The following is a 13,256-nucleotide window of genomic DNA, read 5'->3' on the forward strand; positions in this document are numbered from 1 at the left end:
GGTGTACCTCAGCCAAGGACAAGGGAGTTGAACTGCAGGATCGGCAGCAGGATGGCGAGCACGATCACCGCGACCACGCCGCCGAGGACGACGATGATCAGCGGCTCCAGCAGGCTCATCGCCACCGAAGTGAAGGTGTTGAACTCGCGTTCGAGGTAGTCGGCGGCGCGCTCGAGCATCGGCCCGAGCCGGCCGCTGTCCTCGCCGCTGGTGGTCATGTAGAGCAGCGTCGGCGGGAACACGCCCGCGCGTCGCATCGCGCCCGACAGACTGCCGCCCTCGCGGATCGACGCGACCATGCGGTCGGTCGCCTCGCGCAGCACCCGGTTGTGCACGGTGCGCGCGGTGATGACGAGCCCTTCCAGCATCGGCAGGCCGCTGCCGACCATGATCGACAGGGTCCGCGACATCCGCGCGGCGTGGACGTCGCGCAGCAGCCGGCCGAGCAGCGGCAGCCGCAGCACCATCGCGTCGAAACGGCGGGCAAACACGGGCTGCTTCATCAACTGGCGGAACGCGACCGCACCGACCGCCAGCAGCGCCAGCGCCGGCAGCCAGCCCGCGGCCATCAGGTCGGATACGCCGATCACCAGCCGCGTCAGCAGCGGCAGCTCGCGACCCATCGAGTCGAACTGCTCGACCACCTTCGGCACCACGAACGCCATCAGCGCGATGACCACCGCTACCGCGGTCATCGCCAGCGCGGCCGGGTAGACCAGCGCGGTGACCAGCTTGCCGCGCACCTGCTGCTCGCGTTCGAGCAGGTCGGCCAGTCGTTCGAGGATGTCGGGCAGGGCGCCGGAACCTTCGCCGGCGGCGACCATCGCGCGGTACAGCGGCGGGAACGCGTTGCCCTGCCGCGCCATCGCGTCGGACAGCCGGAAGCCCTCGAGCACATGGGCGTGGGTCGCCATCAGCACGCGGCGCACTGCGCGTTTCTCGGCCTGCGCGCCGACCGTGCGCAGCGCTTCCTCCAGCGTCATCGCCGCCGCCAGGGTCGACAGCTGGCGGGTGACGAGGGCGAGGTCCTTGGCGGTGAAACGGTCCAGCAGCGGACGTGGGCCGGTGTCGGCGCCGGTGGCGGCTGGCTCGATCCGTACCGGCACCAGCCGGCGGCGGGCCAGCCGCTCGCGCGCGTCGACCGGGCTGGCGGCGTCGATCACGCCCTGGCGGGTCAGTCCGCGGGTGTCCAGCGCGGCGTAGTCAAACGCGGGCATGGCTGTTGTCCGATGCTGCGGTGGTCATCGGCGGAGCGTCGTCCTGGCGGACCACGCGCAGGGCTTCCTCCGGCGTGGTGTCACCGCGCGCCACCGCCGCGCGCGCCGAGGCCGCCAGCGTCGCCGTGCGGCTGAAGGCGGCGTGTGCAAGCGCGTCCTCGTCGGCGTTGTCGCCGATCATCCGGCGCAGGGTGTCGCCGATCACCACCGCCTCGTACACGCCGAGCCGGCCGGCGTAGCCGGTGTGGTTGCAGCGGGCGCAGCCGGCGGCGCGGTACACGGTGCCGTGGTGGTCGGCGCCCATCACCTGCCGCACCAGCGCGTCGTTCTCGCGCGGTGCGCGGCAATGCGGGCACAGCCGCCGAACGAGCCGTTGCGCCAGTACCAGCCGCACGGTCGACGCGAGCAGGAACGGCTCCATGCCCATGTCGCGCAACCGCGTGATCGCGCCGACCGCGTCGTTGGTGTGCACGGTCGACAGCACCAGGTGGCCGGTCAGGCTGGCCTGCACCGCGATCTGCGCGGTCTCCGGGTCGCGGATCTCGCCGACCATCACCACGTCCGGGTCCTGCCGCAGGATGGCACGCAGGCCGGCGGCGAAGGTCATGCCGACCTTGGTGTTGACCTGGGTCTGGCCGACGCCGTCGATCGCGTACTCGACCGGGTCCTCGACGGTGAGGATGTTGCGGCTGCCGTCGTTGAGCGAGGCCAGCCCGGCGTACAACGTGGTGGTCTTGCCCGATCCGGTCGGGCCGGTGACCAGCACGATGCCGTTGGGTACCTGCAGCGCCTTCGCGAACGAGGCTTGCACAGCAGGAGGCATGCCCAGCTGCTCCAGCGTCAGCGTGCCCTGGTCCTTGTCGAGGATGCGCAGCACCACGCGCTCGCCGCCGCGCGCGGGCAGGGTGGACACGCGCACGTCGAGCGCCTTCGCGCCCATCGCGACCGAGATTCGGCCGTCCTGCGGCACGCGCTTCTCGGCGATGTCGAGCCGCGCCATCACCTTCACCCGCGACACCAGCAGCGGTGCGATCCGGCTCGGCAGCCGCGCGGCCTCGCGCATCACGCCGTCGACCCGCAGGCGTACGCGCAGGATCGATTCGAACGGCTCGATGTGGATGTCGGACGCGCCGACGCGCGCGCCCTCGGCGATGACGCCGTTGATCAGGCGGATGATCGGCGCGTCGTCGTGGTTCTCCAGCAGGTCGGCGGTGGCGGGAATGTCCTCCACCAGCGAGTCGAGGCTGCCGTGGGCGTCGAGCGCGTCGACCGTGCCGGCATCGCCGATGCCGGCGTCGGCGTAGACCTCCGACAGCCGGCGGTCGAACACCGCGCGCGCCAGCGGCTGCACCGACAGCGGGCGGCCGAGCACGCGCCGCACCTCGACCAGCGCCACCGGGTCGGCGCCCTCGCGCAGGGCGACGGCGATGCCGGTGTCGTCGCCAGCGTCCAGCAGCAGCACGCCGTGGCGCTTGGCGAACGCATAGGGCAGGGCGGGCGCGGTGCTCATCGCGGTCATGGGGTGCCGGCGTCGCCGGTCGTTGCCGGCGTGGCGGCGGGCGGCACGGCGGGGACGGCCGGGGCGTCGGCCGGCAGCACCGGCGGCCGGGTGCGCAGGTAGTCGCGCACCAGCACGTCGAGCGCGGCCTCGCGCGCCTTGCCGTCGTCCAGCTGCAGCTGCGAGTCGCGCATGTAGTCGTAGCGCGGCGCGGTCACCCGTTGCGCGTCCTCGCGGCCGCCGACGATCGTCGGGCGGATGAACACCATCAGGTTGGTCTTGCTGCGCGAGCGCCCGGTCGAGCGGAACAGGTTGCCCAGTAGCGGGATGTCGCCCAGCAGCGGCACCTTGTCGACCGAGTGGCGGTCGGCCTGGTCGAGCAGGCCGCCGAGCACGACGATCGCGCCGTCGTCCACCAGCACGCGGGTCTCGACCTCGCGCTTGTTGAGGATCAGCTCGTCGAAGTCGGCGGACACCGGCCCGGCGATGGACGACACCTCCTGCCGCAGCTGCAGGGTGATGCCGCCGCCGGCGTTGATCTGCGGCGTGACCTCCAGCTGGATGCCGACGTCCTGCCGCTCGATGGTACGGAACGGGTTGGAGTTGCTGTCGCCAAGCACCTCGCCCGAGGTCACCGGCACCTCCTGGCCGACCAGGATGCGGGCCGGCTCGTTGTCGAGGGTCATGATCGACGGCGTCGACAGCAGGTTGGAGCCGTTGTCGCTCTTGACCGCGTTGATGACGAGGCCGAACAGGGTGTCGCCGGCGCTGCCGGCGATGCCGGCCAGCCCGCCGGTCAGGCCGAGCAGTGACTGCAGCGCGGCGCGGCGGGCGGTCTCGGCGAGGTCGGAATCGTCGTCGTCGTCCAGCAGCGCGGCGCCGGCCAGTTCGGTGATGCCGGGCGTGCCGTTGCGGCGGAACTGGGTGGTGCCGAACGGCACGCCCTTGCGGTTGGCGGCGGCGATCTGCACGCCGAGTTCGCGCGCGGCGTCGTCGGAGATCTCCACCACGATCGCCTCCACCAGCACCTGCTGGCGGCGAACGTCGAGCTGCTTGATCACGCCGACCAGGGTGCGCTGGGTTTCCGGGTCGGCGTTGATGATCAGCGCGTTCTGGCCGGGCGCGCGGACGATGGTCGGGCGTTTGCCGGGGACGGCCGCGATCACCTGCGCCTGCCCGGCATCGACGCTGGCGCCGGCATTGCCCGCGGTGACCCGCACGGCAGCGCCGCCACCGTCGGCCGCCACCGGCTGCCCGACCAGCTGTTGCAGCACCGGCAGCAGTTGCTCGGCGCTGGCGTGCTGCAGCATCACCACCTGCACGTCGCCGGTGCTCTCGGCACGGCGGTCGAGCTCGAGGATCATCTGCACCACGCGCTGGATCAGCGCCGGGTCGCCGCGCACCACGATCGAGTTGCTGCTGGCCACCGGCAGCACCGACAGCGCCGCGCTGCCGCCCTCGGCGCCCGCACCGCCGAACAGCCCGTTGACGGTCGCGGCGATCTCGCGCGCCGAGCTGTTGCGCAGGGTGACGGTATCGATGGTCGCCCGGTCGGTGTCGATCTGCGCGATCAGGGCGCGGATGCGGCGCAGGTTGTCGGCGTAGTCGGCCACCAGCAGGCTGTTGCCCTGTGGCGTGGCGATGACCACGCCGCCGCGGCCGACCAGCGGCTTGATGGTCTCGGCGGCGATGCGCGCATCGACCCGCGCCAGCGGGATCACCTCGGTGGCGAAGCCGAGCGCGCCGGCGCCGGCGGTGCGTGGCTGCTGGGCGGCGGTGTCGTCGGGCACCACCCGGTAGGTCGCCGGGCCCGCGGGCACCGCCACCAGCCCGTTGGCGCGAAGGATGGTCAGCAACACGCCGAGCAGTTCGGACTCGCTCAGCGGCTGGTCATTGGAGTAGTTGACCGTGCCCTGCACGCCGGGGTCGACGATGAAGCTGGTGCCGGTGGCGCGCGCGACATCCTCGATGAAGGCGCGCAGGTCGGCATTGCGCACGTTGAACGCCTGCGGCGCATCGGTGGCCGGCGCGGCCTGGGCGAAGGCGGCGGGGGCTGGCTGGACGGCCAGCAGCAGCGCGAGCAGGGCACCGGTGGAGCGACGGATCATCGTGGCGCCTTGAGGGTGGTGGTGTGGACCCGGCCGTCGCGGCGGAAGCGCAGTTGCACCTCGCTGCGGCCCTGCAGCTGGCTGGCCAGCCCGGAAACGCTGGCGACGGTCAGCGGCTTGCCGTCGAGCGCGAGCAGTACGTCGCCGGGGGCGAGCCCGGCCTGCGCGAGCAACGCGCCGTCACCGCCGGACGACAGGGTGAAACCGCCGGCGAGGTTCGGTCGCAGGCCGGCTTGGGTGACGAGCTTGCGGATGTCGAGCGTGAGTGGAGCCGAGTTGGCGGGTTCCGGCCGGGCAGGCGAGGTGGCCGCGGGGCTGCGGTCGGCGTTCCGGGTGCTGGCTCCGGTGATCGGAGCTGCGACTTGATCGGCACTGGCCGGGCGGCTTGCCGCGCCTGTGCGGCGTGCCGGCCGGCTTCCCGGCCCCATCGCCGCGACCGCGTCGTGTTCCGGCAACTCCAGCCGGTGGCGGGTGCCGCCCGCAAGCAGCACCGCGTGGTCGTCGCCAACCGATTCGAGTACGACGCCCGGCGCGACCTCGCGGCCGACCGCGTACGACGCCTGCAGGTCGTCCTTGCCGAGGATGGCCGAGCCGCCGTCTCCGTCGCGGCGCACGCCGAACAGCCGGTAACCCATCGCTTCGCCGCGCGATGCCGCGGGCGTGGTGGTGCGGAAGAACACGTCGATCGACGGCAGGGCGGGTGCAGGCGAAACGTCCGCCATTTCGGCCGCGGCGACATCGGCCGGAGCACCCGCGTCGACCGGCGCCGGCATGGCGAACACCAGCGCGATCCGCCCCGCCTGCAACACCAGCAGCGATGCCAGCACGATCTCGGTCGCGACGGGCAGCCAGCGACGCCAGTCGGCGAGGACACTGCGGTGGGGCAATGCGGGGAAGTGCATGGTTCCTGGGGTGCCGGGGCACTGACGTTTCAGGCGTGCGCACAGGATGAGACGGTTTGGTGACGGTTTGATTGCAACTGACACATGGCCTGCGGGGCCGTGTCACATACAAAAAAACCCGGCAGGTTTCCCTGCCGGGCCGCCGCGTCCGGGCACTTCCCCAAGCCCCGGACGCCGCACACGCACGCTCTTAGAATGAAGCGCTGATCTCGAACGAATAGCTGGTGCCCAGGTCGTAGCGCATCACGTCGGCGCGGCCGCCGCCGAACTCCTGGTACTCGCTGTACTCCTCGCCCAGCAGGTTGCGCGCCTCGAACGACAGGGTCACGTCGGTGTCCCAGAGGTTGAAGCCCTTCTTCAGCACCAGGTCGACCGTGGTGCCCGGGTCCTGCATGTAGTCGGGCTGCACCACCACGATGCCGTCGGGCGAGTAGCCGTTGATGCCGCGGGCGTTGATGCGCTCGCTGGCGTAGCCGACCAGCAGGGTGGCCTGGCTGCCCGTGGCCTCGTTCTCGATACCGAACTGCAGGTTGGCGAGGTGCTCGGACTGGCCCTGCAGGCGGCTGCCGTCCAGCACCAGCTCCGACGCGTCCTGCGGGCGGCCGTTGCCGGCGAGCGTGTAGGCCACGTCGCCCTCGTCCACCTGCACCTCGGAATCCGACCAGGTGTAGTTGGCACCGAGGAACAGGCGGCTGCCGCCGGCCCAGTCGAACGGGCTGTCGTAGTACTTGCGGAAGTCCAGCTCGACGCCGAGCACCTCGGCCGCCGGGGCGTTGATGAAGCTCTGCTGCCAGCTCGAACCCGAGCGGCCGTTGAGCACCATCTCCACCGGCTTCTCGATGTCCTTGTAGAACAGCCCCGCGCTGAAGTACTCGCCCTGGTCGAAGTACCACTCGTAGCGCAGGTCGAGGTTGGTCAGCTCGCTGTCGACCAGGAACGGGTTGCCGATGACGAGGCGGTTGCTGTCGAGGTCGAGGTACTGCTGCGGTGCCAGCTCGCGGAACTGCGGACGGGCAATCGTCTTCGATGCACCGAAGCGCAACTGCTGGTTCTCGGCGACGTTCCAGGTGACCGACAGCGCCGGCAGCAGGTAGTCGTTGTCGAGCGGACGCGCGGTCGGCAGCGGCTGGCCCTCGTTGAACAGGTCGATCGGGCGGACGCCCTGGTAGGCCTCCTCGTAGCGCACGCCGAGGTTGGCCCGCACGGTGCCGGTCAGCTGCGCCTCGATCTCGGCGTAGGCCGCCTTGGTGTCGAGGAAGCCGTGGTACGCCGCCGCGCCGGTGCCGCCGGTGGTCTCGCGCAGGGTCAGGTAGCCCTGGCTGATGTTGTAGTCCGACAGCAGGTAGTCCGGGCGCTGGTAGCGCTCGTAGAAGGGCAGGTTGCCCAGCGACAGCAGGCGGAACTCGCGCGACACCGCGTCGCGGTCGGTCTCCGACCAGGCCGCGCCGAAATTCAGCGTCGCGTCCATCTCGACCGGCAGGCGCCACCCCGCGTCCACGCCCGCGCTGTCGACGCGCTCGTCGACGTTGCTGAAGCGGGTGTAGTTCTGCGCCTGCGAGGCGTCGTGCTGCCAGAAACCGTCGGCGTCCTCGCGGTAGCGGAACCCCTTCTCGTAGGGCGCGTCGCGGCTGGCGCGCGAGTGGCTGGCGCGCCAGTCGACGGTCAGGTCGCGGTATTCGCCGAACGCGTGCTTGCCGGTCAGCTGGGTGTTGATCATCTCGCGCTCGAACCAGTGGGTGGTGTCGTCGCGCACGTTGTCGCCGGTCAGCAGGCTGTAGCCCTCGCTGCTGCGGGTCTCCTTGTCGGTGTCGTGGACGTACATCGTCATCAGGCCGACGCGGTGCGCGCCCCAGTCGACCGCGGCGCCGAACAGTCCGTTGACGGTGGCGTTGTTGGTGGTCGACATGAAGTCGTAGTCGCTCTGCACGGTCATCACGCCGTCCTCGACCGCGCCGTCCTGCTGCACGCCCAGCTGGGTGCGCCAGCTGTTCTTCATCGCGGCGGTGGCGACCAGGCCCAGCCGCGCATCGCCGCCGACGTCGAAGGCGCTGCCCATGCTGATCTCGGCGTTGACGTCGGGGTCGACGCTGTCGGTCGCCTGCAGCAGGTTGAGCGGGGCGTTGGTGAAGCTGCGCGCGATCTTCTTGACCTCGTCGCTGCTGAAGTCGCGGCCCGGGGTGATGCGGTTGCCGGTGGCGATCGCGTCCTTCAGCTCGGCGGTCATCTTGCGGGTGCCGTCGTCGTAACCGAAGAAGTCGGAGTCGCCGCCGCCGTAGTGGGTCAGGCCGGCCTGGAAGGTGGTCTCGCTGTTGCCGCCGGTGCCGATCTTGACGTCGAGGAAGGGCTCGTCCGGGATCACTGCGCTGGACAGGTTGATGGTGCCGCCGCCGAACTCGGCCGGCATGCTGGCCGAGTAGGTCTTCTGCACCTCGATGGTCTGCAGCACGTTGGTCGGGAACAGGTCCAGCGGCACCACGCGCTTCAGCGGTTCGGGGCTGGGCAGCGGCGAGTTGTTGAGCAGGGCGGCGGAGTAGCGCTCGTTGAGGCCGCGCACGTAGACGTAGCGGCCGTGGTTGAGGCTGATGCCGGCCACGCGCTGCAGCGCGTCGGCCGCGGTGCTGTCGCCCTGGCGTTCGAGGTCTTCCTTCGACACGTGGGTCATCACCGCCGAGCTGAGCAGCATCGGTTCGGGGATGTAGTCGCCCTTGACCTGCACCACGTCGAGTTCGGTAGCCTGCATCGGCGCCGCGGCGGCGGCCGTGGTGCCACCGCTGACGGCCGACGGGGTGGCCGGGGCGGGCTGGGGTTGTTGGGTGGACTGGCCCAGCACCACGCCGGGCGCGAGCAGGGCGGAGATCGCCAGGAACAGGCCCGTGCGGGCGGGTGTGAGCTTCATGTATGGCTGCCTTTCAATGGATTCGCTTGTCCGGATGAGCCGATGCCGCGGACGGGGCCGCGGCATCGATCAGGGAGCGGGGCCACGGACGTCCTGCCCCGTTCGCCGGGACGTGGCGGCCGCGACCGCCACGCCCGTTGCCGATCAGCAGTCGTCGGCGGTCAGGCCGCAGGTCCAGCCCTGCCACCAGGTGTCGCCCGCGTCCTTGACCGCGCCGATGTAGTCGACGTCGGCGAAGGCGGCGTTGACCGAAGCGAGGCCGGCATAGGCCGGGACCGCGGCCTCGTTGGCGCCGTTGATGAAGCCGCCGGTCAGGGTCGATGCACCGGTGGCGTTGTTGGTGCCGGCGTTGAACGCGGCGGCTTCGCGGCCACTGGCGCCGCCCGCGAACGGCACGTCGCACGACAGGTAGGTGGAGTGGAAGACGCCGTCGGTGGTGTCGGACTGGAACTCGACGCAGGCCGGCGCGCCGCCGGTGACCACCGCGTTGTAGTAGCCCACCAGGGTGCCCTGGTTCAGCACGATGGCGTTGTCGTGGCCGGCACCGACGAAGGTGACGTTGGCCAGGTTCGGCATCGAGCGGTACGGCAGGTCCTGCGAGCTCATCTCGTTCATGCGGTCGCCGCCGCCGGCGCGCTGCAGGATCAGGCCGAACTGGATGCCGCCGCGGTAGCCCGAGTCGGTGTCGAAGGTGTCGTCGTCGTTGCCGGTGCCGACCAGGTACTTGGCGTTGACCGTGCCGCCGAACCACTCGAAGCCGTCGTCGGAGCTGTTGTGCACCTGCACGTACTCGACCGTGGTGCCGCTGCCGAGGCCGGCCAGGGTGATGCCGTTGAGCTCGACGTCCGGCAGGACCTCGAAGCCGGAGTGCATCACGCGGACGTACTTGAGCACGCCGGTGTTGTCGTCGTTGGCGTTGCCGCCGTAGTAGCCGTTCGCACCTTCGACCTGAGCTTCGCAGGTGGCGGTGCCCGGCTGCGCGGTGCCCGGGCAGGTGCTGATGGCGGCGCGGCCGAGCAGCACCAGGCCACCCCACTGGCCGATCGAGTCGACGTCGGTGGTGCCTTCCACGCTCTGGCGGCTGGTGAACACGATCGGGTTGGCGGCATCGCCCTCGGCGAAGATCTGCGAACCGCGGTTGACCATCAGGAAGTCCGCACCGGCCGAGCCGAACACGGTCACGCCCGGCTCGATCCGCAGGGTGCCCTTGCGCGCCTGCGGCGCCGGGTTGGCGGCATCGCCACCCATGTCCTCGCCGACGTCGGTGCGGCCGTTGACCGAGTACACCAGGCCGTCGACCTGCGGCAGCAGCAGCTCGCCGATGATGCGCGAGGGCAGCTGGCAGTTGGTCAGGCCGGCGACTTCGCCGACGTCGGTGGTGCCGGTCGGGCACTCGGCCGCGGTCGGCGGCGGGGTGGTCGGGGGCGGCGTGGTCGGCGGGGGCGTGGTCGGCGGCGGGGTGCTGCTCGGCGGCGGCGGGAAGGCGCCTTCGCCCGGCGAGGCCACGTTGTCGGAACCACCGCCACACGCGCTCAGCGCAAGCGCCGCGGTGAGGGTCATCAGGAGGGTCTTGGTATTGCTGGAAGCAGCCATTTGCGCGATGTCTCCGATCGTCGGGTTGGGTCAACGCACGGAAACCGGATGCAGGCCGGACTTTCCCGTCCGGACCCGAATCCCGCGTCCCCTGTAGCGAAGATTCGGAGCGGATTTATAGGCGCCATTTGTGACAGCGGGCTTTCAGCGATAACGGTTTCGTAATTACCGGCCGGAAACCCCGCAAATCGCCTCCCGGGTGAAACCGCGCTGTCATAAAGAAACTGCAATGAAGCACCCGCACACTCGGCGCATGACACGCGAAATCGCCCCCTCGACCGTTGAATGGATCCTCGCCCAGGCGCGCGCGGGACAACCGCCGGACGTGCTGCTCAAGCCGTTGCTCGACGAGGGCTGGAGCGAGGACGATGCGGTCGCCGCGGTCGAGGCCGCGGTGCGCGACTGGGCCGCCACGGGCAGCCGCGACGCCGGCCTGCCGCCCGCGGTGCGCGTGCCATCCCCGGTCGAACTCAATGGCGCGTCGGTGCTGCGAGCGGGCGACCGCGACGTCACCGTGCTGGCCAACCTGCTGCTGCCGCGCGTGGTGGTGTTCGGCGGCCTGCTGTCGGATGTGGAGTGCGACGAACTGGTGGTGTTGTCACGGCCGAAGCTGCAGCGCTCCACCATCCTCGATCCAGACACCGGCGACGACGCGGTGCACGTCGACCGCACCAGCGCCGGCACCCACTTCCCACGCGGCGGCAGCGCGCTGGTCCGGCGCATCGAGGCGCGCATCGCCGCCCTGCTGGACTGGCCGGTGGAGAACGGCGAGGCGATGCAGATCCTGCGCTACGGCCCGGGCGCTCAGTACCGCCCGCATCACGACTACTTCGACCCGGCGTGGCCGGGCAGCACGAAACAGATTGCGCGCGGCGGGCAGCGCGTGGCGTCGCTGGTGATGTACCTCAACACACCCGCACACGGCGGCGCGACGACCTTCCCCGATGCCCATTTCGAGGTCGCGGCGGTCAAGGGCAACGCGGTGTTCTTCAGCTACGACCGGCCGCACCCGATGACGCGCACGCTGCATGCGGGCGCGCCGGTGCTCGACGGCGAGAAGTGGATCGCGACCAAGTGGCTGCGCGAAGGCCGCCACGACTGAGCCGTCAACCGGCGGCGCGGGTCGCCGGCACCGGCTCGCCCGGCGTCTTGTCCCTGTAGCGGCAGATGTCGCGGATGGCGCAGTGCGGGCAGTCGGGCACGCGCGCCTTGCACACGTAGCGGCCGTGCAGGATCAGCCAGTGGTGGGCGTCGTGCAGGTACTCGGCCGGGATCACCCGCACCAGCAGGTCCTCGACCTCGCGCACGTTTTTCCCCGGCGCCAGCCCGGTGCGGTTGGAGACGCGGAAGATATGGGTGTCGACCGCCATCGTCGGCTCGCCGAAGGCGGTGTTCAGCACCACGTTGGCGGTCTTGCGGCCGACGCCGGGCAGTGCTTCCAGCGACGCGCGGTCACGCGGCACCTCGCCGCCGTGGTGCTCGATCAGCTGGTGGGCCATCGCCACCACGTTGGCCGCCTTGGTGTTGAACAGGCCGATCGTGGCGATGTAGGGCTTGAGCCCGTCGACGCCGAGTGCGGCGATCCGCGCGGGCGTGTTGGCGACCGGAAACAGCTTGCGCGTGGCCTTGTTGACGCCGACGTCGGTTGCCTGCGCCGACAGCGTGACCGCGACCAGCAACTCGTACGGGCTGGAAAACTCCAGTTCGGTGGTCGGCTTGGGGTTGAGCGACTTCAGCCGCGCGAACATCTCCGCGATCTCGGCGCGGCTCAGCTTCGAGCGGGCGGGGCGTTTCGCCTTGGGTGCGGGCATGTGGCGTCGAAGCGGTCGGGCGACGGATCAGGGTGCGCGGTTGCCGGCTGCCTTGGCGCGCGCCCGGGCCAGGGCGGCGGCGGCGGCCGGTGGCAGTGCGGGGCGCGTCGGCGGCGCGGCGGAACCTGCTGACGTGGTGTTGTCAGGCGCTGCGGTTCGTATCGCCCGGGCGGCGTCGCGTTCGGCCGCCCGGCGTTGCAGGCGCGACTCGCGGCTGCGGAAACGTTCGCGCGCGGCCAGTGCCGCGAGCCGTGCGTCGCGGGTGGCGGCCACCGCGTCGCGACAATCCGTCGTGCAGGCCGGGCAGGAGCCGCAGGCCAGCAGGCCGGCCTCGATCGCGCGGTCGACATCGCCGTCGGCGACCGCGGTCGCGACCCGGTGCGCATTGTCGCGACCGGGCGCGGTGCATCCGCAGCGGCAGCCGACTTCCATCTCAGCGGCCGTTGAACGCCGGCTTGCGACGTTCGAGAAACGCCCCGGTGCCTTCGCGCATGTCGTCGGTCGAGAACATCAGGCCGAACTGGGCGGTCTCGTACTCGAGTCCTTCCTCGATCGCGCACTCGCCGCCGACGTTCACGCAGTCGAGCACGCCACGCAGCGCCAGCGGCGCCGATTCGGCCAGGCGGGTCGCCAGCTTCATCGTCTCGGCCTCGAGTTCGGCCGCCGGCACCACCTGGTTGACGATGCCCAACTCGCGCGCGCGGGCGGCGTCGACCGGGGTGCCGACCAGGCACAGCTCCAGCGTCGCCGCACGGCCGGCCAGCCGCAGCAGGCGCTGGGTGCCGCCGAAGCCGGGGATCAGGCCGAGGTTGACCTCCGGCTGGCCGAGCTTGGCGTTGTCCCCGGCGATCCGCAGGTGGCAGCCCATCGCCAGCTCCAGTCCGCCGCCGAGGGCGAAGCCGTTGATCATCGCGACCACGGGCTTGGGCATCTTCTCGATCCGCCGCATCAGGCGCTGGCCGCGCAGGGAGAAGTCGCGGCCCTGCACCGGGGTCAGCGTGTTCATCTCGCTGATGTCGGCGCCGGCGACGAACGCCTTGCTGCCAGCGCCGGTCAACACCACGCAGCGCACCGCGTCGTCGGCCGCGGCATCGTCGAAGGCCTGGTGCAGCGCGTCGAGGGTGGCCGCGTTGAGCGCGTTCAGCTTGTCCGGGCGGTTGACGGTGATGGTGCGGACGGCGCCGTGGTCGGCGATGGCGACCGGTGCGGAGGCGGCGGTATCGGACATGCG

At 71.0% G+C, this 13,256-nt stretch carries 10 protein-coding genes; 1 reads left to right on the forward strand and 9 read right to left on the reverse strand.

What is annotated here, in order from left to right; all coding sequences use genetic code 11:
- Positions 1-8: 8 nt before the first annotated feature.
- The 6 genes from gspF to N799_RS08010 all read right to left on the reverse strand — a co-directional run bounded on the left by gspF (position 9) and on the right by N799_RS08010 (position 10,214).
- Entirely contained in the window at positions 9-1,217 is a 1,209-nt protein-coding gene (gene gspF, locus N799_RS07985) for a type II secretion system inner membrane protein GspF (RefSeq protein ID WP_036210525.1), read from the reverse strand.
- Positions 1,204-2,727, reverse strand: coding sequence for a type II secretion system ATPase GspE (gene gspE / locus N799_RS07990; protein ID WP_152597856.1), 1,524 nt, complete (start codon positions 2,725-2,727; stop codon positions 1,204-1,206). Before gspE ends, gspF begins: the two co-directional genes overlap by 14 nt.
- Positions 2,728-2,732: 5 nt before the next feature.
- Positions 2,733-4,823 (reverse strand): type II secretion system secretin GspD, encoded by a 2,091-nt coding sequence (gene gspD, locus N799_RS07995; RefSeq protein WP_036210528.1) that lies wholly within the window; start codon positions 4,821-4,823, stop codon positions 2,733-2,735.
- Positions 4,820-5,725 carry a type II secretion system protein N gene (locus tag N799_RS08000; RefSeq protein WP_081974824.1) on the reverse strand — a complete coding sequence of 302 codons (906 nt, stop codon included), beginning with the start codon at positions 5,723-5,725 and terminating at the stop codon, positions 4,820-4,822. Before N799_RS08000 ends, gspD begins: the two co-directional genes overlap by 4 nt.
- 190 nt (positions 5,726-5,915) lie before the next feature.
- Positions 5,916-8,621 carry a TonB-dependent receptor domain-containing protein gene (locus N799_RS08005; protein WP_152597857.1) on the reverse strand — a complete coding sequence of 902 codons (2,706 nt, stop codon included), beginning with the start codon at positions 8,619-8,621 and terminating at the stop codon, positions 5,916-5,918.
- A gap of 144 nt (positions 8,622-8,765) precedes the next feature.
- Positions 8,766-10,214, reverse strand: coding sequence for a hypothetical protein (locus N799_RS08010; RefSeq protein WP_036210534.1), 1,449 nt, complete (start codon positions 10,212-10,214; stop codon positions 8,766-8,768).
- A 253-nt stretch (positions 10,215-10,467) separates the two neighbouring features.
- On the opposite strand from N799_RS08010, the gene N799_RS08015 reads away from it, so the two are divergent.
- Positions 10,468-11,316: a 2OG-Fe(II) oxygenase gene (locus tag N799_RS08015; protein WP_036210537.1), complete on the forward strand. Its 849-nt coding sequence runs from the start codon at positions 10,468-10,470 to the stop codon at positions 11,314-11,316.
- Positions 11,317-11,320: 4 nt separating this feature from the next.
- On the opposite strand, the gene nth is transcribed toward N799_RS08015, so the two are convergent.
- From nth to N799_RS08030, 3 genes are read right to left on the reverse strand one after another with little or no spacing between them, the layout of a single operon-like run.
- Positions 11,321-12,025, reverse strand: coding sequence for an endonuclease III (nth, locus tag N799_RS08020; protein WP_036210540.1), 705 nt, complete (start codon positions 12,023-12,025; stop codon positions 11,321-11,323).
- A gap of 27 nt (positions 12,026-12,052) precedes the next feature.
- Entirely contained in the window at positions 12,053-12,457 is a 405-nt protein-coding gene (locus N799_RS16080) for a hypothetical protein (protein WP_052101358.1), read from the reverse strand.
- Between the two features lies 1 nt (position 12,458).
- Entirely contained in the window at positions 12,459-13,253 is a 795-nt protein-coding gene (locus tag N799_RS08030; RefSeq protein WP_036210543.1) for an enoyl-CoA hydratase/isomerase family protein, read from the reverse strand.
- Positions 13,254-13,256: the final 3 nt, after the last annotated feature.

The sequence above is a fragment of the Lysobacter arseniciresistens ZS79 genome (genome assembly GCF_000768335.1).
Lineage (GTDB): Bacteria > Pseudomonadota > Gammaproteobacteria > Xanthomonadales > Xanthomonadaceae > Novilysobacter > Novilysobacter arseniciresistens.

What these genes read in the sequence shown, in the direction of transcription:
- nth (WP_036210540.1), bottom strand. Translation starts at nt 12,025, where the DNA reads ATGCCCGCACCCAAGGCGAAACGCCCCGCCCGCTCGAAGCTGAGCCGC.
- N799_RS08010 (WP_036210534.1), bottom strand. Translation starts at nt 10,214, where the DNA reads ATGGCTGCTTCCAGCAATACCAAGACCCTCCTGATGACCCTCACCGCG.
- gspD (WP_036210528.1), bottom strand. Translation starts at nt 4,823, where the DNA reads ATGATCCGTCGCTCCACCGGTGCCCTGCTCGCGCTGCTGCTGGCCGTC.
- N799_RS08000 (WP_081974824.1), bottom strand. Translation starts at nt 5,725, where the DNA reads ATGCACTTCCCCGCATTGCCCCACCGCAGTGTCCTCGCCGACTGGCGT.
- gspF (WP_036210525.1), bottom strand. Translation starts at nt 1,217, where the DNA reads ATGCCCGCGTTTGACTACGCCGCGCTGGACACCCGCGGACTGACCCGC.
- N799_RS08030 (WP_036210543.1), bottom strand. Translation starts at nt 13,253, where the DNA reads ATGTCCGATACCGCCGCCTCCGCACCGGTCGCCATCGCCGACCACGGC.
- N799_RS08005 (WP_152597857.1), bottom strand. Translation starts at nt 8,621, where the DNA reads ATGAAGCTCACACCCGCCCGCACGGGCCTGTTCCTGGCGATCTCCGCC.
- N799_RS08015 (WP_036210537.1), top strand. Translation starts at nt 10,468, where the DNA reads ATGACACGCGAAATCGCCCCCTCGACCGTTGAATGGATCCTCGCCCAG.
- gspE (WP_152597856.1), bottom strand. Translation starts at nt 2,727, where the DNA reads ATGAGCACCGCGCCCGCCCTGCCCTATGCGTTCGCCAAGCGCCACGGC.
- N799_RS16080 (WP_052101358.1), bottom strand. Translation starts at nt 12,457, where the DNA reads ATGGAAGTCGGCTGCCGCTGCGGATGCACCGCGCCCGGTCGCGACAAT.